The following is a 26,284-nucleotide window of genomic DNA, read 5'->3' as shown; positions in this document are numbered from 1 at the left end:
TGGTGACCCTTTTCGCGCCTTATTGTCGCAAGTATCGCGAAGTGGGGGCGGAGATTGGCTACAGTACCGAGTATCGAGCAGGACGAGCCGACCGTTTCGGTATTCCAGAGCGACCTTCCCATAGATGAAAAGCTGGATCGCGCGCGGACCGAGCTGCTCGATCTCTCGGCGAGGAACCGTCTGCTCAACATGCCGCGCGCGGCGAAAGGCGCGAAAGCGGTCGAAGTCGTCGACGAGATCAGCAGCGAGATTTTCCGCATGCTCGTCGGTGAGGCGCGCCCTTTCTCGTTCCTCGCGGGCAAGGCGGCACCCGCCGGTGAGCAAACCGGCGAAGACGTGCCGCCGGAAGAGTCGGACGAGATCGCCGATCTCGCGCAACCCGAAGATGACGTCGCCGACGAACGCGGTGTCTACTCGCGTCACGTCGACACCCGTCTCCAGACCCGCCTGACGCCCAAGGGCCTGCAAAAGCGCCTGCTCGAGCTCTACTTCGATGCCCGCACGCTGGAGGAGGAGCAGGGTGTCAACATCCTCTATCTCACGCTGGGTGCGCTCAAGTGGATCGATCCGAATAACGCCGCGAACATCCGGTTCGCGCCGCTGGTGCTCGTGCCCGTGCAACTCGAGCGCGGCAATGCGGGCGAGAAATTCAAGCTGAGGATGCGGCAGGAGGATCACGCGTCCAACCTGTCGCTGGAGGCTTTCCTCGACCGCGCGCACGGCATCCGGCTGCCGACGTTCGAGGGCGGTGAGGATTTCGATCCGGTCGCCTATTTCAAGGACGTCGCCGAGGCCGTGTCGTCGAAGCCCGGCTGGGAGGTTCAGCCCGACGTCGTCGTGCTCGGCTTCTTCTCGTTCGCCAAGTTCCTGATGTACCGCGATCTCGATCCGCAGACCTGGCCGAACGGCGGCAAGATCACCGAGCGTGCGCTCGTCCGTGGGCTGTTGTCGGATGGATTCGAAGGCAGCGCGGGCATGATCCCCGAAGATGCCAATATCGATCCGTTCATCCCGCCATCCGAGATGCTCCACATCGTCGACGCCGACAGCTCGCAAGCGTTGGCGGTGCACGAGGTACGCCGCGGTCGAGACATGGTCATCCAGGGGCCGCCGGGAACGGGCAAGAGCCAGACGATCGCCAACATCATCGCGTCTGCGATCGCCGACGGCAAGACCGTGCTGTTCGTCGCGGAGAAGATGGCCGCGCTCGAAGTGGTCAAGCGCAGGCTCGACGCGACCGGCGTCGGCGACGCGTGTCTCGAACTCCACAGCAACAAGGCCAATAAGCGCGCGGTTCTCGAAGAGTTGCGACGGACGTGGGAACTCGGCGCGCCGAAGCATCAGGACGCCGGGAGCCTGCATGCCCGGCTGACGATCGCGCGCGACAGTCTGAACGGTCACGTCCAGCGGATGCACGCGCCGCATCCGGCATCCGGGCTGACCCCGTATCAGGTCATCGGCCAATTGAGCCGGCTACGGCTGGACGGTGAGAAGCCCGGCGATCTGACGCTGGTCGAGCCGGAAACCTGGTCCATCGATGGTTTCGCCGAGCGTCACAACGTGATCGGGGAGCTTGCCGAACGGATCACCCTGATCGGTCGTCCAGGCGAGCACGCGTGGCGCGGGGTCGGCTTGTCCTCAATCCTGTCGACGGAGGTCGAGCGGCTGGAGGAACGGCTTTCGGTGGTGATCGAGAAGCTCGTCGCACTCGACGGTGCGCAGGGCAGGCTTGCGGCCCGTCTGGAACTGCCGCCGATGTCATCGCTCGACGATGTCAGTGTCCTCGTCGTGCTGGCGAACCGGGTTGCCCAGGCGCCCGCGATCGAAGGTGCTGCACTCGCGGACACGGTTTGGAAGCATCGCTTCGACGAGATCGATCGGCTGCTCGTGACCGGTCAGCGCAACGCCTATCTCCGCGGCTTTCTTGCGTCGTCGGTAACCGAGCGCGGCTGGACGACCGACCTGTCGGAAGCGATCGCCGCCCTACGCGCGCTGCCGTCGACGTTCGCGCTCGCGGATTTTGAAGAGGTCGGTGCGCTGGCGACAGTGCTACCCCGGTTGCAGGCCGAGGCGGGCGCGCTGGCACGGACGATCGGCCGTGATGCGCCCCATTCGGTCGACGACGCCCGGACGCTTGCCGCGATCGGTGAGCGCGTCGCCAATGCACCCGATGCCGACGCGGATGCCTTTGCCTCCGACGTCTGGAACTCGGGCGTCGAACGCGCCGCCGATGTCGTCGATGCGGTTTCCACGTATGAGGATGCGGTCGCGGCGACGACCGGAAAGCTGACCGATGCAGCCTGGGATCTGGACCTGACCGGTGCGCGGGTCACGCTCGCTTCGCACGGTAGCGGCCTCATGAAGATATTCAGCGGAGAGTGGCGGCGCACGAACCGGCTCGTCCGATCGGTACTGACGTCGCCGACGACGCCGCTCGACGAGACTCTGTCGTTGCTCGACGCGCTCGCGAAAGGACAGGCCGCGAAGCGGACGATCGAGCAGGAGAATGATTTTGCCCGCTCCGCCTTCGGGGCGGAATGGCGCGGCGAGCGCTCGAGGTCGGCGCCGCTGTTAAGCGTGGTCGAGTGGATGCGCTCGCTCCGCGGGCTCGGTGCCGAACCCCGCATCATCGCCGCGCGCCGGCCCGACCGCAGCGAGATCAGCACGCGCGCTTCGCGAACGACGGCGTTAATCGAGCAGTTGGTCCCTTCGCTCTCAACCATGTGGTCCGGCCTGGGCGACGCGCAGTCGCTGGCGTTCGGCGATGCACTGGCGGCAGACCGTGCCGATCTCGAAGCCTTGCTGACCGTCGTAACACGCCTGCATGCGGCCCATACCTCCAGTGCTGCCGTGCTCGTTTCCCCGCCCGCCGATCTCGACGATCGCCGCCAACTGCTCGACGACCTCGCCGAACTTCAGCGCAAGGATGCGGCGATCGTCGAACTGGCAGAGGTCGGCACCGCGGCGTTCGGAACGGCATGGCGCGGGGTCATGTCAGACTGGAGCGCTTTGCGCACCACCGCCGACTGGATCCAGGCCAATAGCGACATACGCCTTCTCAGCAGCAGGATCGACGATCGCGCGGAGCCTGCTGCGGATGCGACTCTGGTCGAAGCGAATGCCAAGGCCCTCCTCGAAGACCTCACCGCGATCAGTGAACAGCTTCGCCTCGATCTCGGCATCGCACTCGGCCGCGAGACGTTCGCCGCTACGCCACTCGCCGATCTGCGCGCGCATCTGGAACGCTGGCACGAGTCAGGCGAGCGCCTGACCCAGTGGACGGCATATCGTGACCGCGCGGAGCGGACCGCCAAGCTCGGCTGCGATGATGTCGTCAAGCGGCTCGCCGACGGGCGCCTTGGAACGGACGGCGCCGTGCCGGCCTTCGAGATGGCCTATTACGAGGCGGTCTACGCCGACCAGATCAAGGCTGATCCCGACCTCGGCACGTTCGACGGCACGTTGCATGGCCGGCTGGCGCGCGAGTTCGCCGACATGGATCGACAGCGGATCGCGACCGCGAGCTTCGAGGTCGTGAAGGCGCATCATCAGGCGGTCCCCGCACGGGACGGCGGCGCGGTCGGTCCGCTCGGCGTGCTGCGCGCGGAAATAGCCCGCAAGCGCGGTCACATGCCGATCCGCAAGCTCATGGAGAAGGCCGCGCCCGCGGTGCAGGCGTTGAAGCCGGTCTTCATGATGAGCCCCTTGTCCGTGGCGCAGTTCCTGGCGCCCGGCCTGTTCGACTTCGATCTGCTGGTCATGGACGAAGCGAGCCAGATCCAGCCGGTCGACGCGCTCGGTGCGGTCGCCCGCGCGAAGCAGGTCGTCGTTGTCGGCGATCCCAAGCAGCTGCCGCCCACCGCCTTCTTCTCTAAGATGACCGGCGGCGGCGCAGACGATGACGACGATGCAGGCACCCGCGTCACCGACATCGAAAGCATCCTAGGCCTGTTCACCGCGCGCGGCCTGCCGATGCGGATGCTGCGCTGGCATTACCGTAGCAAGCACCAGTCGCTGATCGCGGTCAGCAACCGCCAGTTCTACGAGAACAAGCTGTTTATCGTCCCCAGCCCCTACACAGCCGAAGCCGGCATGGGCCTGCGCTTCCACCGCATTCCGCAAGGCGTGTTCGATGCCGGCGCGACGCGGACCAACATGGTCGAGGCGAAGGTCGTCGCGCAGGCGATCGTCGCGCACGCCCGCGATCATCCCGAACTCTCGCTTGGCGTTGCGGCCTTCTCAGCGGCTCAGCGCCGCGCGATCATGGATCAGCTCGAAATCCTCCGCCGCGGCCTTCCGGCGGAGGTCGAGACATTCTTCCAGATGCACCATTCCGAGCCGTTCTTCGTCAAGAACCTCGAAAACGTGCAGGGCGACGAGCGCGACGTGATCTTCATCTCGGTCGGCTACGGACCGACCGTCCCCGGCGGCCGCGTGCCGATGAGGTTCGGGCCGCTCGGCATGGACGGCGGCGAACGGCGGCTGAACGTCCTCATCAGTCGCGCCAAGCAGCGCTGCGAGGTGTTCGCCTCGATGTCGGACGAGGACATCGACCCGGATTTCGCCGGGACCCGCAAGGGCGTACTCGCCTTCAAGCTGTTCCTCCACTTCGCGCGCACCGGCAAGATGACCATGGCGGAGAGCACCGGCCGCGATCACGACAGCGTGTTCGAGGAACAGGTCGCCAAGGCGCTGCAAGCCAAGGACTATCAGGTCCACCGGCAGGTTGGCCTCGCGGGCTTCTTCATCGATCTCGCGGTGTCCGATGCGGACCGACCCGGCCGCTATCTCATCGGCATCGAGTGCGATGGCGCATCATATCACGACGCCCGCTCGGCCCGCGATCGCGATCGGCTTCGTCAGTCGGTCCTCGAGAGCCACGGCTGGACGATCCACCGCATCTGGAGCACCGACTGGTTCCAGCGGCCCAAGGAACAGATCGACCTCGTCATCGCACGGATCGAGGCGGCCAAGGCCGAGCATGATTCCCAGGCCGCCGGCGGAAAGGCCACGCGTGCCGTGAACGTCGAGATCACGACGCTAGAACGCGAAGGCTTTACCGAGGTCGGCTTGGCGGCGCCCGACGTGCAGCCCTCGAACACCCTATACGAAGAAGCCGAACTCACCCGACCCTCGCATCTGTTCGGCGAGCTTCACGAGACGCCGCGTGGCGCGTTGTCAATGCTCGCGGAAGAGGTCGTGCGGATCGAGGGCCCCGTCCACGCTTGCGAAGTCATCAATCGTATTCGCGACGCATGGGGACTGAAGCGAGCCGGCCCCCGTATTCAGGAGGCAGTCGAAGCGGCGATCGCGGTGTCGGTCCGCGAAGGCCGCATCACCGACAAAGACGATTTTCTTGACCTGCCGAGCCGGACGCCAAAGGTGCGAGACCGCAGCACGGTTCGCTCAGCCTCGCTGCGAAAGTCTGACACGCTGCCGCCGGCTGAACTCGAAATCGCGATCCTCGACGTGGTGCGGATCAACTACGGCGCGACCGACGACCAGGTCATGCAAGCCGCCGCCCGTGCCGTCGGTTTCAAGTCGACCAGCAGCCAGCTGCGCGACCTGCTGGCGGACGTGATCGCCGCAGCGATCAAGGGCGAGCGACTTGCCCGGCAAAGCGGCATGCTCGTGCTCGGGTCTGCGGCGTCCGGCGAGTGAGGAAGCGACCCTGCCGTCTGCGCCGCAACGTGTTGCAGAATCCAGTCCGCTCGGCCAGGACCGCGGCGTGAACAGCACGCCGGAAGCACGGGCCCGGGCGGTCATCGACGGGCAACTCGCGGCGGCGGGATGGGTGGTGCAGGACCGCGCCGACATGAACCGTCTCGCCGCGCCGGGAGTCGCGGTGCGCGAGTTCCCCCTGGCGACCGGGCCCTGCGACTATCTCCTGATCGTCGCGGGCAAGGCTTGCGGCGTGATCGAGGCCAAGCCGGCGGGCACGACGTTGTCCGGCGTGACCGAGCAAGCCCGGGGCTATCAGCCGCAGCCGCAGCAGATACTGGCGGCCTGGAGCACACCGTTTCGCTTCGATTATCAGGCGACGGGGACCGAGATCCTATTCTCGGATCGCGTCGACCCCTTCACCGCTCGCGTCGGGTCTTTGCCTTCCACCGGCCGGAAACGCTGCACGAGTGGCTGAAGGCGGGATCGTCGCTGCGTGCGCGCCTCGTCGACATGCCGCCGCTGATCACCACGAACCTGCGCGACTGCCAGGTCGAGGCGATCGAAGGGCTGGAGGCGTCGCTCGGCAGCGACCGGCCGCGCGCATTCGTGCGGATGGCGACGGGCGCGGGCAAGACCTTCACCGCCGCCACGCTCGCCTATCGCCTGCTCGCGCACGCCGATGCCCGGCGCATCCTGTTCCTGGTCGATCGCAACAACCTCGGGCGGCAGGCGGACTTTCAAGGTGATTTTTACCTAGTCAAGGTCGCTTGGCCGTCACTCAAAGCTCGATACTACGGGCGCAAACCGTTTCCCGCCTACGTTCCGGTCGGTCACAGCATGCGTTGCTCCATTACAGAATTAAGGGCTGGCCTCCGTGCGGCCGAGAATAGCAGAAGTTATTAAATTGCGCGTCGGCAAGCCTAATATACGAGCATGGCGTGTTTTAGCCGTCGCCATAATAGGCGATGTTGGTCTGGCCGCCATGCGCCATGAAGCCGGTGTTCGTCTCGGTCTTGCCGGCATGCGGGTTGGGGTAGGATCCGCGGCCGCTCTCGCCGCCTTCGCTGCGGCCATGGACGTTTGCGCCATGGTTGCCGCAGGGAGCGTCCGAGGCGCCGTCCGGTGCGCCCTTGCTTGCCGAATTGCCGGGAACGGGGGTCTGAACCTTGTCACTCATCGGGACGTCCTTCTGAAGGGAGCGGATCGAAAACAGACCGACTCGATCCGCTCGACAGGAGCGGACCGGGTCGGGAGGGGTTACGGTCGCAGCACGACCTTGATGACGCCGTCCTGCTTGTCGCGGAACTTCTGGTACATCTCAGGCGCATCCTCGAGGCTGGCTGGGTGCGTCACGACGAAGCTCGGGTCGATATCGCCCGCCTCGATCCGCGCGAGCAGCGGCTTGGTATAGGCCTGGACGTGCGTCTGGCCGGTCTTGATCGTCAGGCCCTTGTTCATCATCGCGCCGATCGGGATCTTGTCACCCATCCCGACATAGACGCCGGGGATCGAGATCGTGCCACCCATCCGGCAGCTCATGATGGCCTCGCGCAGGACGTGCACGCGGTCGGTCGCGAGGAAGGTCGCCGCCTTCACCTTGTCGATCACCGCGTCCATCGCGCCATGACCCGACGCCTCGGCACCGACTGCATCGATGCAGCTGTCCGGACCGCGACCCTTGGTGCGGAACTGGAGTTCGTCATAGACGCTGTCGACTTCGGCGAAGTTGATCGTCTCCGCACCGCCGGCCTCGGCCATGGCGAGACGCTCGGACACCTCATCGATCGCGATCACGCGGCCCGCGCCCAACATCAGCGCCGAGCGAGATCGCAAACTGGCCGACCGGACCACAGCCCCAGATCGCCACGGTATCGCCAGGCTCGATCTGCGCATTCTCGGCGGCCATGTAGCCGGTCGGGAAGATGTCGGAGAGGAACAGCGCCTGCTCGTCGGTGACGCTGTCGGGCACCTTGACCGGACCGATATCGGCCATCGGGACGCGCAGATACTCGGCCTGACCACCGCAATAGCCGCCCAGCATGTGGCTGAACCCGAACAGGCCGGCGGGCGAATGGCCCATCGCCTTGATCGCCATCTCCGAGTTCGGATTGGTCCGCTCGCAGGCCGAGAACAGCCCCTTGCGACAGAAGAAGCAATCACCGCAACTGATCGTGAACGGCACGACGACGCGGTCGCCGATCTTCAGATTGGTGACTTCGGAGCCCAGTGCGACGACGACGCCCATGTTCTCGTGGCCGAGAATATCGCCCGCCTGCATCGTCGGCTGATATCCATCGAGCAAATGAAGGTCGGACCCGCAGATCGCGCAGGCCGTAACCTTGATGATTGCATCGCGGGGATGCTTGATCTCGGGATCCGCAACAGTATCGACCCGAACATCGCCTTTTCCATGCCAAACCAGTGCGCGCATCAGAATGCCTCCGTTATAGAATTGCAGTATGATGCTCACGCGCGACAGGGCAGCTCATCAGACATGACTCGGCAATGGCGCAAATGCCGCCCGATCATCGTCAACACTATGCACTGTCACTGCGAAGTTTCGGCTGCCACGCAGATGCGTCGTCGCCGTCAGCGTGAGCGTATTCTGGGGAGTATAGCGATTCGGACAGCATCATCGTTCCTGCTGAAGCCGAATATCTGCCATTTATATTTCATATTGATTGGTATCAACATCGATATGCTTAAATTAAAGTGTTCAGACGACGCGAAAAACTACGCATAACAATGACTTGCGAAGCTGCATGGTTAGAAAGATGTCGTTGCGTTTGCGATACAGAAGCTGTCGATTGTTCCCTTGAACGACGAAGCCTAGCCAAGATCGCCTAAGCCGGGGTCAATTCGGAGTGTGGACCGTTAGGACGCTATCGCACTCAGTCGACGCCGTTCTTCCGTTACGCCTTCAAGAGCGCTGCGGTGTTCCGACCAGCGGATGCACGACTTCAGGTCCGGACTCATGCAGATCAAAGCCATTCTCTTCGATATCGACGGTAGCATTCCCTTTCCCGAACTCTGTTCCCAGTTGCTCTTTCCCAAAATTGCTTATCGAACACGGAGAAACGGGAAAGATGGCGCTTAACGGATGGCGGTTACCGGAAGCCCCGATGGCCAGCCTGACTGTCCGGGTGTAGGCGGAAGCGGAATGGCTGGAATGGAAAGGAAAGCGGACCGGTAGCTTTCGGGCAGGACCCTCGGCAAACTGCTGTTCGTTCAGGCACTCATTTACACCCGACGGCAGCTAACGGCGACGCTTCAGGCGGGGACAGTTCTACGGGAAATTCAACAATCCGTCGTGCGGGTGGTCTGCAAATGCGGCCGAATTGCTGCCATCGGTCAAAGCGCGCTGGCCCGCTCCTTCACGAAGCGGTCGCGCCACGCCAATGAATAGTCGTTGGCTTGCTGCTTCAGGTGCGTGGCGTGGACTCGTTCCGGTACCTTCACTCCCAGAAAGGGAAAAATCGCTGACGCCTCACCCCGTGTTATGTCTTCGTAAAACAAGCGTAGTGGGTCGACCGCATGGCGGGTGAAGAGTGCTTCCCACTGTCGGCGATTTTCCTCTATCATATGAATGGCATCGTTAATCGCGACGCGGCTATAGACTAGTGCCGGCGGCGGGAGCGTGTGATGGGTGGACCAGACGTTTGTTTCCATTGCGCGCACCAGGGATATCGCCTGCATAACGATATCGCGCCGATCAAGGAATACGACCTTGAGCGGGCCCGTCATTCCCTCGATCGGCTCCAGCCCCTGGCCTCCGATGCCGGTATAGAGTTTAATATGGTGGCGCAGGGCTGCGAACTGGGTCCACATCAGCTTGCAGCCGAATACCCCGTTTGGCGTAGAGCAGAAGCGAAAAAAATCGTAGAAATAGGTGAGATGGCTGGCGTAGCCATGATAGTCGGACCACGTCGCCCAGTCCTCAAGCAAGCCATATTCTTGCGGATAACCAATCGAACCCAACGCCGCCAGCTTCTCGCATAGCAGGAAGCTGCCCGTGCGCGGTAACGCCGCAATAATATAACCCCGGGTAATACCGTGCACTCTTTCAGATCCAGCAGGTCAGTGCGAAGCGCCGGTCGGCAAAGCACGCCGTGGGTAAAGTCACCGGCAGGATCTCGTGAAGTGTGTCCGACGGGAATATTGCTGCAACATTGTGGCGCGGTACGATTATCTGAACGGGGCCAAATCGCTGCCGCGCCGCATCGAGAAAACCATGCAGCGCGAGTTCTCCGCCCGAAAAACGGCATGGGAAGCGATGAAGGTATAGCACGATCGTCAACGAGCGGTTCGCAACGGGGGCCGCGCCGTCATCGCGATGCGGCCCGAACCAGTCGCCGGCTCCGCTCGCGGCGAATTCGGACTCCTCGACGGGGGTCGTTACTATTCGATCGCCGAAGTGCGAGCGAAGCGCACTACCGTGTTGTAAGGCTAGCAACGCTATCAAGTCGCGATGCGCGCCATTTTGTGTTAGGATCCGTGCACTGCGATGACGACCGGTGTGCAGTTTTAGATGTGACGACAATGTCTGCGCATCGCTGTACAACGCCTCACTGGCAATGGCGGAGGCGAGCAAGGCCGCCGCGTCGTCTTCTGGTATAGCGTCGTGCAACACCAGCGCCGGCTGCGCCGGCATCGCCTCAACCGCGCGCCGCGCGGGATAGACCGAGCTTCGATGGTTGCTCACCAGTAGAGCATCCAGCGCCCGGCGATGTGTAATCCATGCCCTTGCAAAGTTATCCGGCGGTCATCGGCATGGATCGTGCTTGGCGAGGAAATTCTGTGCAGCCATAGACCGCGATGAATCAACAGCCGGCCAACCGAATACGGATGATAGGCAACAATCCGGCGGCGCGCCATGTCGTCGGGCGTGGCGACGCGACCGGCCTTAAACGCCCGGTTGAAATCTGCCACTGTCACATTCCAAAGATCGAGTCCGCTGCCGCCGGTCGGCAATTCGATGGCTAATGTGAACGATATAGGGTCGCCCTCGATCGGGCCGGGCGGCAAGCGCAGGCGTTCATACTGGATATCGAAATGTCGCCCGCCCTTCCCGGCACCCATAATCCCACTACCGAGGAAGATGTGAAATCCTGGAATGGCGAGCCCTTCAGCCATCAAAACCTGATCCTGGAGTTCAGCGGACAACCGATCGAGGAGCGATGCGTAGAGATCACCGAATATCGCCTTCAGTTCGGCGTTCGCGGCACTGACTTTACCGTAATAGGCACATTGCGGATCAACATCCGACGGGCACACGTCAAGATAGCTCGCACGCCCGAATGTAAAAAAGGTCGCGTCGTCGTGCGGGCTACGGTCGGTCCAATTGCATCGGCTGCTAACCATACGCTCCACCACCGAGCGGCAGCTTTGCGCATCCAACATGTCAACAGCGGCGATCATCGCTGGCCCTTTGTCATGAGGGCTACCAAGGCGTCTGTAATGCTGCCGTCCAGCTGGTTGTCATAGGAATTATAGCCCGGCATCGGATTGGCCTCCAACAACCAGAATTGCCCATCCGCATCGATCTTGAAGTCCCAGCCGGAGAAGATCAGTCCCATGTCGCGTGCTGTGCGCGTCATGCGTGTGGTCAGCGCCTGCGGAAGCGTGATCGGGGAGTATTTCGCATCACTGTCGATGCGATAATCGGTTGTGTCACTGTCGATGCGCAGCGCGAGCACGGTATCGCCGACTACATGCGCGCGCACGTCCGCGCCCTCCACCCTGCGCTGCAGGTGAACGGGGCCGCTTTCCGCACGGAATGTACAGAAATCGTTCGGTGTCACAGTCCAGCAATCCGCGCGCGCGCCGCAAACGGTCTTCACCACTGACGGCGCTCTCGCAAAGGCAGACAAGGTTTCGGCGTCCGAACTGGTCAGAGATGCGGGAACGAGAAAACCTGCGCGTGCCAGCAATGCCTCGTGGAGTGGCTTCGATCCGTTGTCCTGAAAATGACCTGGCCGGTTGATCACGACCGCCTCGCCGATAGTTTCCAGCCAAGCGCACAGGGCCTGTACCATTGCCTGGCAGGACATTGCGTCTCGTTTCGATGCGACGACCGACGACAGGTCGATCGGACGAACATAATAACGACCGACGGCGGACAATTGGTGCTCCGTTTCGCCGTAACGCCAGATCGCGTTCCGCCCGGGCAGCGGGAACATCCAGTCGGCCAGAGCCAAATCGTGCAGATCGACCAATTCCACCTCGACACCGATCGTTTCGCATTTTGCGACGAAATGCTGAATAGTAGGATCTGTGGCTAGGCCGATCGCGGTAATCATCGCGTCAGATGTGAAATCGCGGCTGCGACAAACGGATCCCACGCGAAGTCCAAGTCTTCGCGGTGCGGCCAGGGCGTTATACGTGCCAAGCACGGGTCGCGCAGATCTTCCGATAGCGCCCACAGGATGAGTGCCATGTCGAGCCCGAGTTGATTGGCCAGCTTGATGCTGTCCTGCGCGAGATCATGGCCGACGATACGCGCGCCGCCCCGGCACCATGCGTCCGGTCCGAGTACCAGCACGGATTCATATTGCTCGCCCGGCCGTATATATCGCCCGCGTTGCGGCCCGGGGTAGGCGGCGCGCTGCTCATGGTTCAGTGGCTCCACAGAGTCGGGCGTTTTGAAATACCAGCCGGTATCGCTTTGTGGCCATGTCAGCCCCTGCATAAAAACTTCCATCCGATTGGTCCGCAGGCCGCCACGCAGTTCGTTCACCGATGCCGAAAGACTACAGCCTCCGCCAAACCCCATTGGCCCTGGACGACCCAATACCGCCGCCGTGGTCAACGCAGCGATTGCCCATAACGCCGCCAATGCCTCGCCTTTCAAGAACCGCGCATCGGCGCTTTGCATCCCCGAGAGACGTGGCATGCGGATCACCATGGGTATCTGAGGTGTGACAATGGCGTCTCCATCCTGCACGATAATCGTGAAGCTGCGCGCCGCGGCCGTTGCGCCCAAACGGACCGGCACACGGCCTGATGCAGTAATCGGTCGCATCAGCGCATCGGCAAAGCTGTCACCCCGTTCACTGACAATCAGCACCGCATTTTCGGGAATGTCGTACATTTCTTCGGCGTCAGAAAACTTGGACACTCCTAATGAACCCCCGAACGGCAGTTGTATGCTGTTGCGCGACTTGGTTCATCAACGACCAGTTTAGGCGCTCGACCTCGCCGAAGTGACTGAACGGATCGAACACCTCGCTTCCCGCCATCTTGCCCCCGTCAGAAGTTTCCTTGCCGGCCTCTTTGGAATCCTTAGACTCCTTGCCCTCTTTTGATTCCTTGGACTCCTTGCCTTCTTTGGTTTCTTTGCCTTTGGGGTATTTTGGAGGCTGCCAGGGAGAGTATACCGTTTCGTCGGCGACCTCTATGCCGCCAAGGCTGACAGCGATGCCATCCATGCCGCCATTCTTACCGTCGAGTTTGACCTCTCCGGCATCGCTTATCCCACGCGCAACGGCGTCGTTGACCGCGCTATCGAATGCGCGAATACGTGTTCCAGCGAGTTGTGCCAGCAAATCATGGCGGTGTGCTGCGCCGATGAACGGCGTGGTATCGAGCTTTTCGGCCGACATATCAGTCTCCTATTTCACAAGAAGAAGTCTAAGAAGCGCGCCGACATTGATCCCCTCAATAACGAGGCCGTCAACATCGCAGTTTTTCAATTGCACAGCGCGAAATGAACAATTCTCAATAACGGCGCCGTCGAATTCACATGCACTGAATTGCGTGCCCTCAAAGTTACTACGATGAAATACAGAATTGAAAAAACTGGAAGCTCCAAAAATAGAATGGCCAGCCGACATGTTGCTAAATGTAGAACTGGTCGCATCCTGTGAAACGCATATCATGTTAGGGGATAATAAAGACTTGTCCGCGGTCTCGATTTTTTCCATCTAAGCCTCCCGTGCAGCAGTCATTTCTTGATGCAATATAATTAGTGGCAACCAATTATTGGAATGTGGCATCACCATGATTGCACAGTACTGTGCTTGATGTCTAGCATTTAAATGTAAATTAATATGGCATTGTAATAAGGGTTTATCAAAATAACTACTTAAAAGTGTGACATTGCAAGCCATCAGATTATAATTATACGATTGTCGATGGCGTGACGAAGAGGGTAGACTGAATATCGAAGATCGCGCGTAAGTGAGCTCGATGCGTCCTGATGTCGATGTAAACATTCGTGCTCTGATTCGCAATTTCAATGGACCTTGGCATATTACATTGTCGTCAGAGTTTCATTGATGTCGTCACGGCGAGTTGTTTCCGAATCCAGCATTTATGGACCGCGCTCAATCAACGCGTTTCGAAATCATACATTGCGCTGATATATCGCGATGCTCGTCGCCATTCGCCCTAAGCTAGTATCGCTCCGCCGTCGGAAGGAGTTCGTCGGCAGTTTGCGTTCGAGGCTCGTCCGACCGGTGTGAGCTGTTTTTGCGTGATCCATGCTATCCCCTCGCGGGGGTATCGATATAGCCGAGGGGGTAACGGGTAAGCTTCCGGCAAACAGGTTGGCGAGACACGTCGCCACCCGGAGCCATATGAGTTTCATCGTCTAAGCACTCCGGCTCAGCATTCTTGAGTAGCCGCCATCAAGACTAAATTTGGATACAGCAACGCGGACTGGAGCTTGTTGGGCACCGAACTTGCTGATCTTACTTAGGATGCACGGGACGGCGGGGCCCGCACCCTCCCCGCGGTCGCTGGATTGAACCCGTTGGGTTCGGGGCCTTGAGGCTTGGTTAAGCATCAAACTGCGCAAGCTGCAGGCGCTCTTTTATACTTAGATCTTTCAGGGTTTCTATGTGACCGCTTGGCAGATTTGCACTATCAGCAATAGCGCGTACGCGGGGCGGGGAAATCGCACGACTTCAAGCGCGCAACGGCCTGAACGACCGCCATGCGACTTTTGGATCTTGTCCGCTATCCACTGATGGTGCTGATCAAGTCAGCCGTCTTTGTGGCTTCGAAACCGAAGGAGGCGGCGAAGGACATCGATGCCGATCCCGCCGAGGACACCCGTTGCGCTTGCCCGGTAGCTTGGTCTCACGCTCGAACGCCTCGGCCACGCGTAGACGCGCGTTGTGTTCGGTTTCGGAACGTGTTGTGCATACGCCAAAGCGAAACCTCGACACCGCCAGCGTTCTTACTGTGCCGGCGAAGATGTGAGGTGGAGCGTGCGCGGTCGCGAACGCCTGTTGTGATCTCGCTAAACGAGCGAGTAATATTGCTGGTGCTAAAAGATGCACGGGGACGGGGGCGGGGGGCAGTGAATTCGACATTGTGTCGGCTCCCGAGGGAAGTCGATGGCAGGCAATCTGCCGGCGCTGGAAGCGTGCCGGGATTGCGGGGCTCGATGCCACTTGGATTTCGGTACAGACCGTCTTCAGCAGCGGTTTATGCGGTTCCTTCGCGTACGTCGAGGCGTGTGACCTCTGCAAAACGCTCGAAAGCCTGACTATTGGTTTCGCTCGTAATGGGGGGCACAGGTTCGAGCCCTATAAGCGCACCATCGACAACCTATTGCAGTACCTGGATATTCCCGGCGGTCTTTCGCCCGGAGCCCCGGTAAATCCGAGTTTTGGTATCGCGATGGTATCGCAAGCTCACTGTCCGGTACCGCGTCGGTTGACAGCGTGATGCCGGTCAGGCCGCCCTAAAAGGGCGATCTCCCTTTACGAAGCGTCCTGCACGTCCTTCTCGAACACGAGTGCGAGGTAAAGATTGGCGAGCGCATAGTGGCTCGAACACGCGTTCGGGTCCTCCGTCGCGGCAGCCATCTCAAGCTCCAATTCGGCGCGACGCTCGTAATAGCGTCGATCCTCATCCGTCACCACAATCCGCCTCCTGCGCGGTTCGAGCCGCGTCCTTCCTTGTTTGCGCGATCGCTCGCGTTTGGCGGGTTCCTAAACCTTGGACTGGGCTATCACAAGGTTCATTGTTCACTTTCTGTTCTTGCGCTCTGCAGAGCTAACCGGAGAGGGAATCGGCTCATGAGTAGCTTGCGGCTCCACCAAATACCGTTCGAGTGGCGTCTCGCGAAGTTCCGTTCTTCCCGTCTCGCACGTCGGCTAATTTCCCGTCGCCTGCGCATGGCGATATGGAGGAACCGGGTGATGGCGGGTGCCGGGATGAACGACGGCGATCTGGCGGTATCATGGCGATCGCGCCCGGCATTGCCTCGATCGCAATGTGGTCGCCCAATCTGGATCAGCACGGCAATTCGATGCTCAAGGCCCGCACCGCTGGTCCGTCTTCGGTCCCCGGATCGTCTGAATGGAGCGTCTCCACACACGCTTGCCGACGAAGCCAAGCTCGCACATGATCGCGCAAAAGGGGATGCGCGTGAAAAAGTGGGTGCTGATAGTGGCGCTGGTCATCGCAACGCCGGTCGCGGCGCGGGATCTGGGTGTGCCGGCCGACAAGGGCTGGAAACATGCCGAAACCGGCCTGATCCTCATGCCGCAACTGGCCGGACTTTCGCGCACGACGCTGACCGACGCGACCGAGACCGAGCATGACGTGGCGGCGCAATATGACGTAGCGGACAAGAGCGTGTTCGCGACGATCTACCTCTTCCACCCGGCGATTCCCGACGTGGCGTTGTGGTTCGATCGGTCGCAGACCGCACTCGAAACGCGCGACATCTTCCGCCATGCCGCCCCGGCAAGCGCCGATCCGATCGCCTTCGCCGCGACGAACAGTGGCACGGCAACGTCCCTGCGCCAGGTCTATGCCTCACCCGGCGGCGCATATCGGAGCACCGCCCTCGCGGTCGTGCCGGTCGGCGAATGGATCGTGAGCATTCGCATGAGTGAGAAGACGTTGACCGCAGACCAGCTCGACGCCAGCCTGCAACAGGTGATCAAGGCCGTCCGTTGGCCGCCCTCCGCTACCACGGCGACCATCGCGGCCGCCCCAGTCACGCCGTGCACCACGCCGCTGACCTTCACCAAGGCCAAACAGGCCAAGCCGAACGGTGCCGACCTGCTGATGTCGCTGATGGCCAGCACCATGGCCGCCAAGGCGAAAACGGAAGAGAAGTCGGCGCCGCCCGTGGCGCATCCGAGCTGGTGTCGCGACGGCAGCGCGAGCACCGAATACGGCGTCTATCGGTCGAACGCGAGCACCGGCGGCTACGTCATGGCGCTGTACGATGCCGGCCGTGTCGTCAGCATCTATCCCTCGCTGATGGGCCAGGTCGACAAGAGCGGGACGTATGCGGTGTCGCTGGAGGATGTCGAAGGTACGACGTCGGTCTTTCCGTCGTTCACCGCCCTGCCTTCGCCCAAGCAGGTTTGGGATCTGGTCGGAAGCGGCAAACGCAGCGGTACGATGAAGGGCAAGCAGATGACGCTCGACCCGAAGGCGCTCTGATCAGGGCGCCTGCTCGGACCGAAGGGTCAACAGCGATTGATGCGATCGATCAGCGCGGGCAGTTCGGCGAGGCTCTCCAGCGTCGCGAAACGATCCGAGTCCTCAGGGGGCGTCGCATGTTCATGCGCCCAGGCACCGTCCTGCGGAACATAGGCCGCCCATGCCCCAGCCTCCAGCGCCGGACGCACGTCGGAGCGCATCGAGATCCCCTGCCATTACCGCCTCGGCAGGCAGCACCGCATATCGCTCGAACAGTCGCGTGAAGGTATCGGCGGTCTTGTCGCTGACAATCTCGACACCGGCAAACCGATCGCCAAGACCCGACGCGGCAAGTTTGGCTTCCTGATGCAGCAAGTCGCCCTTGGTGACGAGTACGAGCCGACCGCGAGCCGCCAATTCCTCCAGCGTCTGCGCGATCCCGTCGAACAGCTCGACCGGGTGCGCAAGCAGCGACCGGCCTGCCGCCAGGATATCCGCGACCATCGTCGGTTTCAGATCGGCACCGCAAAGCTCGACCGCGGTCTCGATCATCGACAGCGTGAAGCCTTTCGCACCATACCCGTAGAGCGGCAGGTTGCGCGCCTCGCACGCTTCCAGCGTCGGGCGGGCGACCTGCGCGTCGGCGAACGGCCGCAGCATCTCCAGCAGCGCATCCTCGGCCGCATTGAAGTGCCGCATGTTGTGCCAGAGCGTGTCGTCGGCATCGAGGCAGATTAGGCGTATCGTCATGGCCATATTTTACACCCGGCATTTTGTGGCACCATGACTATTCGCAGGCAGCGCGCGCCGTAAACCGTCAAACCAGGCTGTTCGTGGCAGACCAACCATACTCACGCGGCAGGATCGATATGATTGCCACTATGCTCTGCGGGATCTTGCTCCGCGTCCAGTCGCGGGCAAAGTGGAACAGTCAACAGAATTTATCGTATAACAAAGTTTGCCTCCGTTTCAGTGCATACTGACATTCATAATATCATTCGGACGAGTATTTTCCTCCCAGGGCGAATCGCCCAAAAGGAGAGTATGATGCCAACGCAGAAACAGATCGCGGAACTTGCCCACTCGCTCCACGATCGGAAGATCATCAATCTCGATACATCGATGCGCGACGCCCTCAGTGTATCGTCGACGGTTCTGAACGATCCGAACGTCGTCGCCGACTGGAATGTCGTCGGTGGGTCCCACTATTTCCTGGTTACGGGAATTCAGGGCGGCCTGGAAAAGGTCGCAAATCCGTCGACCATCGGAAAGACGATCGCTCAGCATTGAGCGTCACGGACATAATGGCGTTTCGTCGTCGCATCATGGCCATGACGAGACGCCATTATACATATGAGCAATGTCATGGCTGATAAGACCGTCGAAGACGAACGCATCACGATCGAACTGGTAAAGTACTTCTTGTCGGTCAGGCCGCTTGTCGCCAAGTTGGACGCGATAGACGCCGACACGTTTCAATCCCAAGGGTTGCGCGCATCGAAGGTCATTTCCGAAATCCTGCTGTTCTTCGAACTGGCGGAATCGGTCGTCACGCGCGCCGGGCAGCTTCGCGACCGCGTCGTGGCGTTCGTTTCGTGGGCGGTGCATGAGGTGTGTACAGAGGCATTTATTGCCAACGCGGAACGGCGGCCAGCCGAGGCAAGCAGGTTCGGTATCATTCTATTGTGCGCACGACGCTATGGTGTGTGCTCGCCTATGCTGGCGCGGGTCGAGGCACTGATCCGGTCGCCCGGATATTTCGCCGTCGAGCGGCTCCCGTTCCGGCATCACGAAGCGACGTGGCTGTACGAGCGGGTCACGAACGTTGCCGTTGCCGAACAGCTTGTATGCCGGTCATCGCTTTTATCGCGATTTACGCACCCCTCGATGATGGCGAGGACGGATCTTTATGCAAAGACGCATTCGGCGATGTTCGAAACCGATTTTGGCCGTCGCCGATCGGAACATTGTGCGATATTCCCCGACGTGGCGATCGCGCTGGATCACGATCTGGCCTATACGTTCTGCGATGCGGACTGGGATCTCGTCGGGGAAATCTGCCTGACGCAGGTGTTTCTGGAGTGTTGCGGACCGACTTTCCAACAGGCAGACGCTGCCCTGAGGTCGATATACAAGAAATTTGGCTTTATACCGTCGATTACATTCGACAGTAGGACGGCGAACTCTTTGCCACAGCACGACGCCGATCTCTATCGCTTCATTCATTCCTATCATACCACGTTGGTATTCGGGTTGCTGATAGTGTGTGCCGCCAATGCCATTCCCGCCCGCATCGAGAAGTCCGATATCGAACCGGCGAGCGAAAATGTCTTGGCGGCGATCGTCGAGAAATTCGGTGTTTCGGAATTGGACTATGGCCCGATGAACGAAGACTGGTTTTCAGACGATTTCGAGATGGGGTTAGACACGCTGATCGACGGCTATGCGACGCGCTGCTACGTTAGTCACGGACTTGGCGATGCTCGCGCATTGCTCGAGCAATGCGCGGAACACGCGGGACCATTAGCGCGCGACTCACACGCCTTTTACGCGCGCTTCTGATCACCCATCGGTCGAAACTACGCCGATGCGTCGAACTCGTTAAACGCGGAGCGCACCTCGTCGGCGGTGGCGTCATCAGCGACGTCGACCGTGACCACGACCCTGCCGTTCAATGCGGCATCATCCCGCGTCTCTTGGCTTGAAGTGCCAGCAGCGGCGTCGGCGCCGGCATCTTCGGTGCCCGCGGAGTTCGCAGCGCCATCCGGGGCGACCAGGACCTTGGCACGATCTATGTTGAATTGCTGGACCAGCCGCTCGACGGTCATCTCGGCTTCACGGCGCGTATCGAATTTTCCGGTCAGTTTCATGGTCATCTCTCCAGCCGGTATGGCTTTCTGGAACAACCATCCAGATCGCCGACGGTGCCATGCGGCACGGCTTTTCGTCACACCAGCGCGCAGCGATTGACGTGATCTGTCGTCGGCTCTTACCGTGGCGACCATGCCAGGCTTTGAAAGCCGAACCCTGCTCGACTGGAAAAGTGCATGCCGCAACGCGCGCTCAAGCCCGACCAACGCCTTCGCGAACATCTCGAAGATGCGCTGGTCGAGGCGGAGCAGCTCGGCTGGACGGTCGTCGCGGCGCTTATATCCGAAGCGCTCGATGCAATGGATTCGCCGTTGGCAAATACAGCGTAAAATTGGGCTGGGTTTTTGGCAGATTGAACCCGAGAAGCTGTAGCAAATTGCATCGAAATGGAGGTTTCTGTTCGGTCGGTTTGCATTTGTACGAAAAAGAGACGGTTCACGCGTGATCCGGGCGAATGGCCAACCCCGATAGTATTGCCATATGAAAATGGTTTGCTAACCCGCCGCCGGGGGAGAGAAATATGCAGGCGGGGGCGGCGTTTGTCGTACATGGACGATCGGGACAGCGTGACGGTTCGGATCTAGGATCGGACCAGGCGACGACTGCGCCGGTGCATGGCACGCCATATCGTGGCGATATCGATGGTCTGCGCGCGATCTCGGTTATTGCGGTCATCATTTATCATCTGTTCCCGACCCGCTTCCCGGCGGGCGGGTTGGGTGTCGATATCTTCTTCGTCATATCGGGATATCTGATCGGCGGGATCGTCCTTGCCAGCGTTGCGGCGCGGCGGTTCACCTTTGGCGATTTCTATCTGCGACGCCTGCGCAGGATCGCGCCGGCGTTCGTGGTGATGATCATCGCCACCACGTTGGTCTCGACGATCCCGCTCTATCCCCAGGAGCTGGCGAGTTTCGCGACCAGTGCGCTGGCGGCGCTGGCGTGTGTCGGCAACATATTCTTCTATTTCACATCGGACTATTTCGCGGCCGACAGCGCGACCTTGCCGTTGCTGCATACCTGGTCGCTGGGTGTCGAAGAACAATTCTACCTGGTATTTCCGTTCCTGCCGTTGCTGATCGCGCATTCCCGGTGGAAACGATGGCTGGTGCCGATCATGACGGCGACGGCACTGCTCTCGCTGGCGGTGAGCATCGCCTATGTACGAACGAACGCCGCAGCGGCATTCTATCTTCTGCCTAGCCGGTGGTGGGAATTGATGGTCGGCGTCCTCGCATCGCAGATGCGGGGGGACTGGCTGACATCCCGGCCGCTGACGCGCATGGCCTCCGCCGCGGCAGGGCTGGGTCTGATCGCCGCCTCCCTCCTGCTGGTACGGCCCGAGCACGGATTTCCGGGGCTGGTCGTCGTGCCGGCCTGCCTGGGAGCGGCGCTGGTTCTGATCACCGGTCAGGGCACATCGACGATGGTGCACCGCGCGTTGAGCGTTTTCCTGGCGCGCTATATCGGCCTGGCGTCCTATTCGCTGTATCTCTGGCACTGGCCGGTCATTGTTCTCTACCGCCAGCACCGACTGATCGGCAAACTGCTGATACGGGACGCGGTCATCGTTCTGATCGTGACGGCGATCCTCGGATTTGCGTCCTGGAAATTCATCGAAGGTCCCTTTCGCGGCAAGATGGCACCGCGCCGGCTGGGCGCATGGTGCGGCGGGCTGATCGCCATCGCAGCGCTGTTGCAGGTCGGTATCCTGGCGACCAGCGGCCTGCCGGAACGATTTTCCCCCACGGTTCTGGCCATAGCAAGCGCCGGGGGCAGTCCGGATCGATGCCAAAGCCCAAGGCGAACTGCTTTCTCACCAATCAAAGCAGCGTTGGCGACTTCGACAAGATCCCATGTCTCGCGCGGGAACAGGGCAAGCCCAATTGGCTGCTGGTGGGAGACAGCCATGCATCGATGATGTGGCGTGGATTATCGGTGGTGCTGCCACAGGTGCATTTCCAGACTGCGGTCGTGTTCGGCTGTGAGATGCCGCTCGATCCGCGGCCGACCGGTCGCGTGTGCGACGACCTGATGCACCAGGTGCTGGTCCGCGACCTGGATACCGCGCGGCCCGATGCGGTGCTCGTGATCTGGCGCTGGATCCGGTTGGATATCCCCGCGCTGAAACGGCTGCATGATCGGCTTGCGGGCAAGGGCATCGCGCTGATCGTCATGGGGCCGACCCCGGAATATTCCATGCCGGTGCCCCGGATCATGGCGGAGAGCGTCAGGCGACGCGATCCGGGACTGCTGGCACGAACCATCGAACCGCGCCTGTGGAAAAACGATCGGGAACTCGCGGCGCAGGCGAAGGCGATCGGATATACCTATCTCTCGCCGCTCAAGGCGATGTGCCCCCAACGGCGCTGTATCGTCGAGAGCGCCGACGGCGGGCTGCTATATTTCGATGCCGGTCACTATAATCAGGTCGGTTCGCAGACCGCCGTGCGCCATTTGATCGCGAACGATGCGTCGCAGGGATGGCCCTTGCGACAGGCATTGGCCGACACCAGCGCGCCGACCTACTGAGTCCGGTTCATTCCCCCAGCAGGCGGCGATATTCGGCCTCCGCATGGCCATAGGTGTCCGCGGCGAGCAGCATCAACTTGGCGCGGTCGCGAACGATCACGCGGCCACGGACCGCCCGGATCGCCTGTTCCTCCTCGAGCCGGTGGAGCGCATCGGTGATGCTGCTCCGACGGACGCCAAGCATCAGTCGAAACTCCTCATGGGTCATGCAGATGTCGTCGTCGCGGACGCGATCGTGATACAGCAGGATCCAGCGTGCCATGCGACGCTCGATCGAATGCGCGAGCGACGAGACGATCGTCCGTCCCATCTGGATCATGAAGACGTTGACGAACCGCAACAGCGACAGGCGCAGCGTAGTGCTCTGCTCGGCGAGCGTAACGAAGCGCTCGGCCGAAATCCGCAAGGCCTCGCCGCGTTCCGCCCGCATCACCACGTCATAGGGCGATCGTGTCGTGCCGAGCAGCAATGGCCAGCCGATGCACCCTTCGGCACCGATCAGCCCGACGGCATAGCGATGCTCGCCTTCGAGCGCGTCGAGCACCCCGGCGATCCCCTCTTCCGGGAAGCACAGGCTGTCGATCACATCCCCTGCATGCGACAGGGTGTCGCCGATCGAAAACGGCACGCGGGTCAAATGCGGTGCGAGCAGCGCGAAGTCGTCGGCGCTCAGGCTGCGCAGCAACAGGTTCTTGGTATCGCGCTGTTGGATATGCTCGATCAACACATCGGGTTCGGCGGTTCCCAATACATTCCACGTCATCGTTGCTTCCCGGAAAAAGGCCCGCTCCTCAAAGGGATCGGGGCTGTGTCCGGTTCCGTACCGCAACCATTGTGTCAAGACCGGGGTTGCTGCCTCTAGATAACAGGAGGCACCATGACCCTTTCCCTCAAGCAGTCGCTCGCCCGTGGCGTCTTCGCATCGTCGCTGGTGTTGACCGCTGGTGGCGCGATCGCGCAGTCGCCGCGGTCGATTTCCGCACCACCACCACCACCACCGCCCGCCGCAACCGCGACGCAGCCCGCAAAGGCCGCGCCCGACATGCAACAGGTGCTCGATGCACTCGCGGCACTCGGCGGCAAGCCAATCGAGACGCTCACGCCGGCAGAGGCACGCCAACAGCCGTCGGCAGCGGACGGCGCCAAGGCCGTGATGGCGAGCAAGGGCATGCCGACCACGCCCGACCAGAGCGTGACGACGCAGGACATCCCCTACGGTGCCGATCCCAAGCAGTTCGCCCGGATCTACAAGCCCGCGACCGCCCCTTCCGCAAATGGCGCGCGGGCAGCGCGCCTGCCGGTACTGGTCTATTATCATGGCGGTGGCTGGGTGATCGCCGACGTCGACACCTATGACGCAGCCCCGCGGGCGATGGCCAAGGCGCTCAACGCGATCGTGGTATCGGTCGAATATCGGCACGCGCCAGAATTCAAATTCCCGGCGCAGCATGACGATGCCGCCGCCGCGTATCGCTGGACGTTGGCGAATGCCGCGTCATGGGGTGGCAATCCCGCGAAAATCGCGATCGCGGGTGAAAGCGCTGGCGGCAATCTGGCGGTCGCGACCGCGATCTATGCGCGCAACAACCGCCTGACGATGCCGTTGCACATCGTTTCGGTCTATCCGATCGCGAACAACGATGCGTCGTTGCCGTCGCGCCGCGATTCCGCGAATGCCAAGCCGCTCAACGCCGCAATGCTGCAGTGGTTTGGCTATTACTATCAGTCGAGCAAGGCCGATGCGCAGGATCCCCGGCTGAACCTCGTTGCCGCCGATCTGCGTGGCCTGCCGCCGACCACGATCATCAACGCGCAGATCGATCCCCTGCGCTCCGACGGCGAGACGCTGGCGCAGGCGATGCGTTCGGCAGGGGACCGGGTCGAACAGCGCACCTTCCCCGGCGTGACGCATGAGTTCTTCGGGATGGCGAAGGTGGTGCGCGGCGCGAAGGACGCCAACGACCTGGCGGTTGCACGGCTGAAGGCAGCGTTTGCCGGCGCCCCGCGCAAGCGCTGAGGCCAACCGATAAGACCGGCCGATAGGACGCGTCGATGCCGGCGTGTCCTATCGTCATCATGATCACTGAAAGGCAAAGACATGGTCAACGGACCGATCCGCTATACCGCCGACGTCGAGCAGAAGCAGGACGGCGAGCAGGCGACCGTCGCCAAGCTCAACGACGCGTTCGATATCATCCTCGAGCGCACCGCGGAGGATTACGGCCATGCGGTTCGGTCGGTCCATGCCAAGTCGCACGGACTGCTCGAGGGTGAACTGACGGTCGATGCGAACCTGCCCGCGGAGCTGGCGCAGGGACTGTTCGCCACGCCGGGTGCGCACAAGGTGCTGATCCGTCTCTCGACCAACGCGGGCGATATCCTCCCCGACGTTATCAGTCTGCCACGCGGCCTGGCGATGAAGGTCTTCGATGTCGAGGGTGAGCGACTGCCGGGCGCCGAGGGCAGCGCGCAGGATTTCGTCATGGTCAACGGCCCGGTGTTCCAGGCCAAGACCGCGGAAAAGTTCCTGGGCAATTTGAAGCTTCTCGCCAGAACGACGGACCGACTGGAGGGCACCAAGACGGTTGCCTCCGCGGTGTTGCGCGGAGTCCGGCATGCTCTCGAAGCGGTCGGCGGCGAATTGCCGAGCGGACTGAACTCGCTTGGCGGTGCGCCCAATTCGGAGCCGCTTGGCGATACCTATTATAGCGCCACCGCGTTCCGGTATGGTGACTATATCGCCAAGTTCAGCTTGGCGCCGGTCGCACCGGACATGATCGCGCTTACCGGCAAGGAGATCGACGTCGACGGGCGCGAGAACGCGATCCGCGAGGAGGTCCGTGCCGAGGTGCGTGGCATGGATCTCGAATGGGAATTCCGGGTCCAGCTATGCCGCGATCTCGACGCGCAGCCGGTCGAGGACGCGACCGTGCAATGGGACGAGCAGGATGCGCCGTTCCTGCGCGTCGGCACGGTGCGCGCGGCGGCACAGGATAGCTGGAGCGACGATCATATCCGTCGCATCAACGAGGAAAGCCGCTTCAGCGTGTGGACCGGCATCGCCGCGCATCGCCCGCTGGGCAACATCAACCGCGTCCGCAAGGACACGTATCGCCATTCGGCCGACTTCCGTGCGCGCACCAACGGATGCCCCTATCACGAGCCGGTCGCGCGCGATGCCGGGGCGGGGCAGGGCTGATGCGCGCCGCGCCGTTTCCGCCCGCGGACATGCCCGCTGAGCTGCGTCCGTTGCACGACGAGATGGGCGCCTACATCGCCGAGCATCTCAAGGGGTTCGTGTCGCGCCGAGACGACGGCGCCCTGATTGGGCCATTCGCCCCGATGCTGCGCTTCCCCGCCTTTGGTCGCGCCGCGTGGACCTATACCAAGGCGCTGATCGACAACGCGACGCTACCCAAGCCCGCGCATGAGGTTGCGATCCTCGTCACGGGCGCGGCGTTCAATTCGCGGTACGAACTGTACGCGCATGAGCGGGTGGGGGCGGCCGTCGGCTTGAGCGATGCAAAGGTCGCGACGATCGCGGCGGGCCAGCGTCCTGCCGACCTGACCGAGGAAGAAGCCGCCGCCTACGACGTCGCGGCCACGCTGGCCGGCGGCCGCCAGCTCCCGGCAACCACCTACCGGCGCGCGGTTGCCGCATTCGGCGAAGAGCGCACCGCCGAACTGATCTATCTGGTTGGCGGCTATTGCCTCGTCTCGCTGTTGCTCAATGCCTATGACATGTCGGTGCCCGGCCGCGAGGAAAGCCTGCCCGACGACCGGGGAGACGACGCATGAGCACCCGACGGACCATGGGCGCGGTAGC

The 26,284-nt window shown here is 61.7% G+C and carries 24 protein-coding genes and 2 pseudogenes; 14 read left to right on the top strand and 12 right to left on the bottom strand.

From position 1 onward, the window contains the following. The first annotated feature begins 54 nt into the window (after nt 1-54). The 3 genes from QP164_RS14380 to QP164_RS14370 all read left to right on the top strand — a co-directional run bounded on the left by QP164_RS14380 (nt 55) and on the right by QP164_RS14370 (nt 6,567). A complete protein-coding gene (locus QP164_RS14380; protein WP_333923579.1) occupies nt 55-5,661 on the top strand; it encodes a DUF3320 domain-containing protein in 5,607 nt (1,868 codons plus the stop codon). 67 nt (nt 5,662-5,728) lie between these two features. Continuing rightward, the gene (locus QP164_RS14375; protein ID WP_333923578.1) at nt 5,729-6,139 is read left to right on the top strand and encodes a hypothetical protein; all 411 of its coding nucleotides are present in this window, start codon (nt 5,729-5,731) and stop codon (nt 6,137-6,139) included. A gap of 35 nt (nt 6,140-6,174) precedes the next feature. After that, nucleotides 6,175-6,567, top strand: a complete 393-nt coding sequence (locus QP164_RS14370) for a DEAD/DEAH box helicase family protein (RefSeq protein WP_333923577.1) — start codon at nt 6,175-6,177, stop codon at nt 6,565-6,567. Between the two features lie 40 nt (nt 6,568-6,607). Here the strand turns inward: QP164_RS14370 and QP164_RS14365 are convergent, their stop codons facing one another. Beyond that, nucleotides 6,608-6,841: a hypothetical protein gene (locus QP164_RS14365; protein ID WP_333923576.1), complete on the bottom strand. Its 234-nt coding sequence runs from the start codon at nt 6,839-6,841 to the stop codon at nt 6,608-6,610. Nucleotides 6,842-6,921: 80 nt separating this feature from the next. Next, nucleotides 6,922-8,086: pseudogene (locus QP164_RS14360) on the bottom strand (zinc-dependent alcohol dehydrogenase). Here QP164_RS14360 and QP164_RS14355 point away from each other — a divergent pair. After that, nucleotides 7,967-8,407, top strand: coding sequence for a hypothetical protein (locus tag QP164_RS14355; RefSeq protein ID WP_333924314.1), 441 nt, complete (start codon nt 7,967-7,969; stop codon nt 8,405-8,407). The pseudogene QP164_RS14360 and the gene QP164_RS14355 overlap by 120 nt on opposite strands. A 608-nt stretch (nt 8,408-9,015) precedes the next feature. Here QP164_RS14355 and QP164_RS14350 read toward each other — a convergent pair. The 7 genes from QP164_RS14350 to QP164_RS19880 are packed head-to-tail and all read right to left on the bottom strand — an operon-like array spanning nt 9,016 to nt 13,496. Next, the gene (locus tag QP164_RS14350; RefSeq protein ID WP_333923575.1) at nt 9,016-9,723 is read right to left on the bottom strand and encodes a Stf0 family sulfotransferase; all 708 of its coding nucleotides are present in this window, start codon (nt 9,721-9,723) and stop codon (nt 9,016-9,018) included. 4 nt (nt 9,724-9,727) lie between these two features. Next, nucleotides 9,728-10,366 (bottom strand): 2OG-Fe(II) oxygenase, encoded by a 639-nt coding sequence (locus QP164_RS14345; RefSeq protein WP_333923574.1) that lies wholly within the window; start codon nt 10,364-10,366, stop codon nt 9,728-9,730. Then, a complete protein-coding gene (locus QP164_RS14340) occupies nt 10,363-11,082 on the bottom strand; it encodes a hypothetical protein (protein ID WP_333923573.1) in 720 nt (239 codons plus the stop codon). Before QP164_RS14340 ends, QP164_RS14345 begins: the two co-directional genes overlap by 4 nt. Then, entirely contained in the window at nt 11,079-11,963 is an 885-nt protein-coding gene (locus tag QP164_RS14335) for an ATP-grasp domain-containing protein (RefSeq protein WP_333923572.1), read from the bottom strand. Before QP164_RS14335 ends, QP164_RS14340 begins: the two co-directional genes overlap by 4 nt. Further along, nucleotides 11,960-12,754 (bottom strand): hypothetical protein, encoded by a 795-nt coding sequence (locus QP164_RS14330; RefSeq protein WP_333923571.1) that lies wholly within the window; start codon nt 12,752-12,754, stop codon nt 11,960-11,962. Before QP164_RS14330 ends, QP164_RS14335 begins: the two co-directional genes overlap by 4 nt. A 10-nt stretch (nt 12,755-12,764) precedes the next feature. Beyond that, on the bottom strand, nt 12,765-13,265 hold the full coding sequence (locus QP164_RS14325) for a hypothetical protein (protein ID WP_333923570.1): 501 nt from the start codon (nt 13,263-13,265) through the stop codon (nt 12,765-12,767). Nucleotides 13,266-13,274: 9 nt separating this feature from the next. Then, nucleotides 13,275-13,496, bottom strand: coding sequence for a pentapeptide repeat-containing protein (locus QP164_RS19880; protein ID WP_353435147.1), 222 nt, complete (start codon nt 13,494-13,496; stop codon nt 13,275-13,277). A 2,303-nt stretch (nt 13,497-15,799) separates the two neighbouring features. Between QP164_RS19880 and QP164_RS14320 the strand changes: the two genes are divergently transcribed. Beyond that, a complete protein-coding gene (locus QP164_RS14320) occupies nt 15,800-16,024 on the top strand; it encodes a glutaminase (RefSeq protein ID WP_333923569.1) in 225 nt (74 codons plus the stop codon). Between the two features lie 20 nt (nt 16,025-16,044). Then, entirely contained in the window at nt 16,045-17,076 is a 1,032-nt protein-coding gene (locus QP164_RS14315) for a hypothetical protein (RefSeq protein WP_435368378.1), read from the top strand. Between the two features lie 26 nt (nt 17,077-17,102). On the opposite strand, the pseudogene QP164_RS14310 reads toward QP164_RS14315, so the two are convergent. Further along, a pseudogene (locus tag QP164_RS14310) lies at nt 17,103-17,805 on the bottom strand (HAD family hydrolase). 297 nt (nt 17,806-18,102) lie between these two features. On the opposite strand from QP164_RS14310, the gene QP164_RS14305 reads away from it, so the two are divergent. Then, nucleotides 18,103-18,345, top strand: a complete 243-nt coding sequence (locus QP164_RS14305) for a hypothetical protein (protein WP_132734839.1) — start codon at nt 18,103-18,105, stop codon at nt 18,343-18,345. A 75-nt stretch (nt 18,346-18,420) separates the two neighbouring features. Then, complete coding sequence (locus QP164_RS14300; RefSeq protein ID WP_333923568.1) at nt 18,421-19,617, top strand: DUF6895 family protein; 1,197 nt, start codon at nt 18,421-18,423, stop codon at nt 19,615-19,617. A 17-nt stretch (nt 19,618-19,634) separates the two neighbouring features. Here the strand turns inward: QP164_RS14300 and QP164_RS14295 are convergent, their stop codons facing one another. Then, nucleotides 19,635-19,925 carry a hypothetical protein gene (locus QP164_RS14295; protein WP_333923567.1) on the bottom strand — a complete coding sequence of 97 codons (291 nt, stop codon included), beginning with the start codon at nt 19,923-19,925 and terminating at the stop codon, nt 19,635-19,637. A 177-nt stretch (nt 19,926-20,102) separates the two neighbouring features. Here QP164_RS14295 and QP164_RS14290 point away from each other — a divergent pair, with 177 nt between their 5' ends. The 3 genes from QP164_RS14290 to QP164_RS14280 all read left to right on the top strand — a co-directional run bounded on the left by QP164_RS14290 (nt 20,103) and on the right by QP164_RS14280 (nt 22,458). Continuing rightward, nucleotides 20,103-20,255, top strand: coding sequence for a hypothetical protein (locus tag QP164_RS14290; protein WP_165886437.1), 153 nt, complete (start codon nt 20,103-20,105; stop codon nt 20,253-20,255). 191 nt (nt 20,256-20,446) lie between these two features. Beyond that, on the top strand, nt 20,447-21,847 hold the full coding sequence (locus tag QP164_RS14285) for an acyltransferase family protein (RefSeq protein WP_333923566.1): 1,401 nt from the start codon (nt 20,447-20,449) through the stop codon (nt 21,845-21,847). After that, on the top strand, nt 21,823-22,458 hold the full coding sequence (locus QP164_RS14280) for an SGNH hydrolase domain-containing protein (RefSeq protein ID WP_333923565.1): 636 nt from the start codon (nt 21,823-21,825) through the stop codon (nt 22,456-22,458). Before QP164_RS14285 ends, QP164_RS14280 begins: the two co-directional genes overlap by 25 nt. 7 nt (nt 22,459-22,465) lie before the next feature. On the opposite strand, the gene QP164_RS14275 is transcribed toward QP164_RS14280, so the two are convergent. Beyond that, nucleotides 22,466-23,221 (bottom strand): Crp/Fnr family transcriptional regulator, encoded by a 756-nt coding sequence (locus QP164_RS14275; protein WP_333923564.1) that lies wholly within the window; start codon nt 23,219-23,221, stop codon nt 22,466-22,468. Between the two features lie 114 nt (nt 23,222-23,335). Here QP164_RS14275 and QP164_RS14270 point away from each other — a divergent pair, with 114 nt between their 5' ends. The 3 genes from QP164_RS14270 (at nt 23,336) to QP164_RS14260 (ending at nt 26,256) form a co-directional block, all read left to right on the top strand. Beyond that, complete coding sequence (locus QP164_RS14270; RefSeq protein ID WP_333923563.1) at nt 23,336-24,475, top strand: alpha/beta hydrolase; 1,140 nt, start codon at nt 23,336-23,338, stop codon at nt 24,473-24,475. Between the two features lie 81 nt (nt 24,476-24,556). Then, nucleotides 24,557-25,657 (top strand): catalase family protein, encoded by a 1,101-nt coding sequence (locus QP164_RS14265; RefSeq protein WP_333923562.1) that lies wholly within the window; start codon nt 24,557-24,559, stop codon nt 25,655-25,657. Then, on the top strand, nt 25,657-26,256 hold the full coding sequence (locus tag QP164_RS14260) for a carboxymuconolactone decarboxylase family protein (RefSeq protein WP_333923561.1): 600 nt from the start codon (nt 25,657-25,659) through the stop codon (nt 26,254-26,256). Before QP164_RS14265 ends, QP164_RS14260 begins: the two co-directional genes overlap by 1 nt. Nucleotides 26,257-26,284 lie beyond the last annotated feature (28 nt).

This window comes from Sphingomonas sp. LR59 (assembly GCF_036855945.1).
Classification (GTDB): Bacteria; Pseudomonadota; Alphaproteobacteria; order Sphingomonadales; family Sphingomonadaceae; genus Sphingomonas.
The sequence above is the reverse complement of the archived record's forward strand: the minus strand, read 5'-3'. Positions and strand labels throughout refer to the sequence as shown.

Bases quoted from the DNA above. Each gene is read 5' to 3' on its own strand.
- QP164_RS14270 (WP_333923563.1), top strand. From the start codon at position 23,336: ATGACCCTTTCCCTCAAGCAGTCGCTCGCCCGTGGCGTCTTCGCATCG.
- QP164_RS14300 (WP_333923568.1), top strand. From the start codon at position 18,421: ATGGCTGATAAGACCGTCGAAGACGAACGCATCACGATCGAACTGGTA.
- QP164_RS14340 (WP_333923573.1), bottom strand. From the start codon at position 11,082: ATGATCGCCGCTGTTGACATGTTGGATGCGCAAAGCTGCCGCTCGGTG.
- QP164_RS14275 (WP_333923564.1), bottom strand. From the start codon at position 23,221: ATGACGTGGAATGTATTGGGAACCGCCGAACCCGATGTGTTGATCGAG.
- QP164_RS14325 (WP_333923570.1), bottom strand. From the start codon at position 13,265: ATGTCGGCCGAAAAGCTCGATACCACGCCGTTCATCGGCGCAGCACAC.
- QP164_RS14290 (WP_165886437.1), top strand. From the start codon at position 20,103: ATGCCGCAACGCGCGCTCAAGCCCGACCAACGCCTTCGCGAACATCTC.
- QP164_RS14285 (WP_333923566.1), top strand. From the start codon at position 20,447: ATGCAGGCGGGGGCGGCGTTTGTCGTACATGGACGATCGGGACAGCGT.
- QP164_RS14260 (WP_333923561.1), top strand. From the start codon at position 25,657: ATGCGCGCCGCGCCGTTTCCGCCCGCGGACATGCCCGCTGAGCTGCGT.
- QP164_RS14335 (WP_333923572.1), bottom strand. From the start codon at position 11,963: ATGATTACCGCGATCGGCCTAGCCACAGATCCTACTATTCAGCATTTC.
- QP164_RS14265 (WP_333923562.1), top strand. From the start codon at position 24,557: ATGGTCAACGGACCGATCCGCTATACCGCCGACGTCGAGCAGAAGCAG.
- QP164_RS14365 (WP_333923576.1), bottom strand. From the start codon at position 6,841: ATGAGTGACAAGGTTCAGACCCCCGTTCCCGGCAATTCGGCAAGCAAG.
- QP164_RS19880 (WP_353435147.1), bottom strand. From the start codon at position 13,496: ATGTCGGCTGGCCATTCTATTTTTGGAGCTTCCAGTTTTTTCAATTCT.
- QP164_RS14355 (WP_333924314.1), top strand. From the start codon at position 7,967: ATGAAGGTCGGACCCGCAGATCGCGCAGGCCGTAACCTTGATGATTGC.
- QP164_RS14370 (WP_333923577.1), top strand. From the start codon at position 6,175: ATGCCGCCGCTGATCACCACGAACCTGCGCGACTGCCAGGTCGAGGCG.
- QP164_RS14320 (WP_333923569.1), top strand. From the start codon at position 15,800: ATGGAGGAACCGGGTGATGGCGGGTGCCGGGATGAACGACGGCGATCT.
- QP164_RS14305 (WP_132734839.1), top strand. From the start codon at position 18,103: ATGCCAACGCAGAAACAGATCGCGGAACTTGCCCACTCGCTCCACGAT.
- QP164_RS14295 (WP_333923567.1), bottom strand. From the start codon at position 19,925: ATGAAACTGACCGGAAAATTCGATACGCGCCGTGAAGCCGAGATGACC.
- QP164_RS14330 (WP_333923571.1), bottom strand. From the start codon at position 12,754: ATGTACGACATTCCCGAAAATGCGGTGCTGATTGTCAGTGAACGGGGT.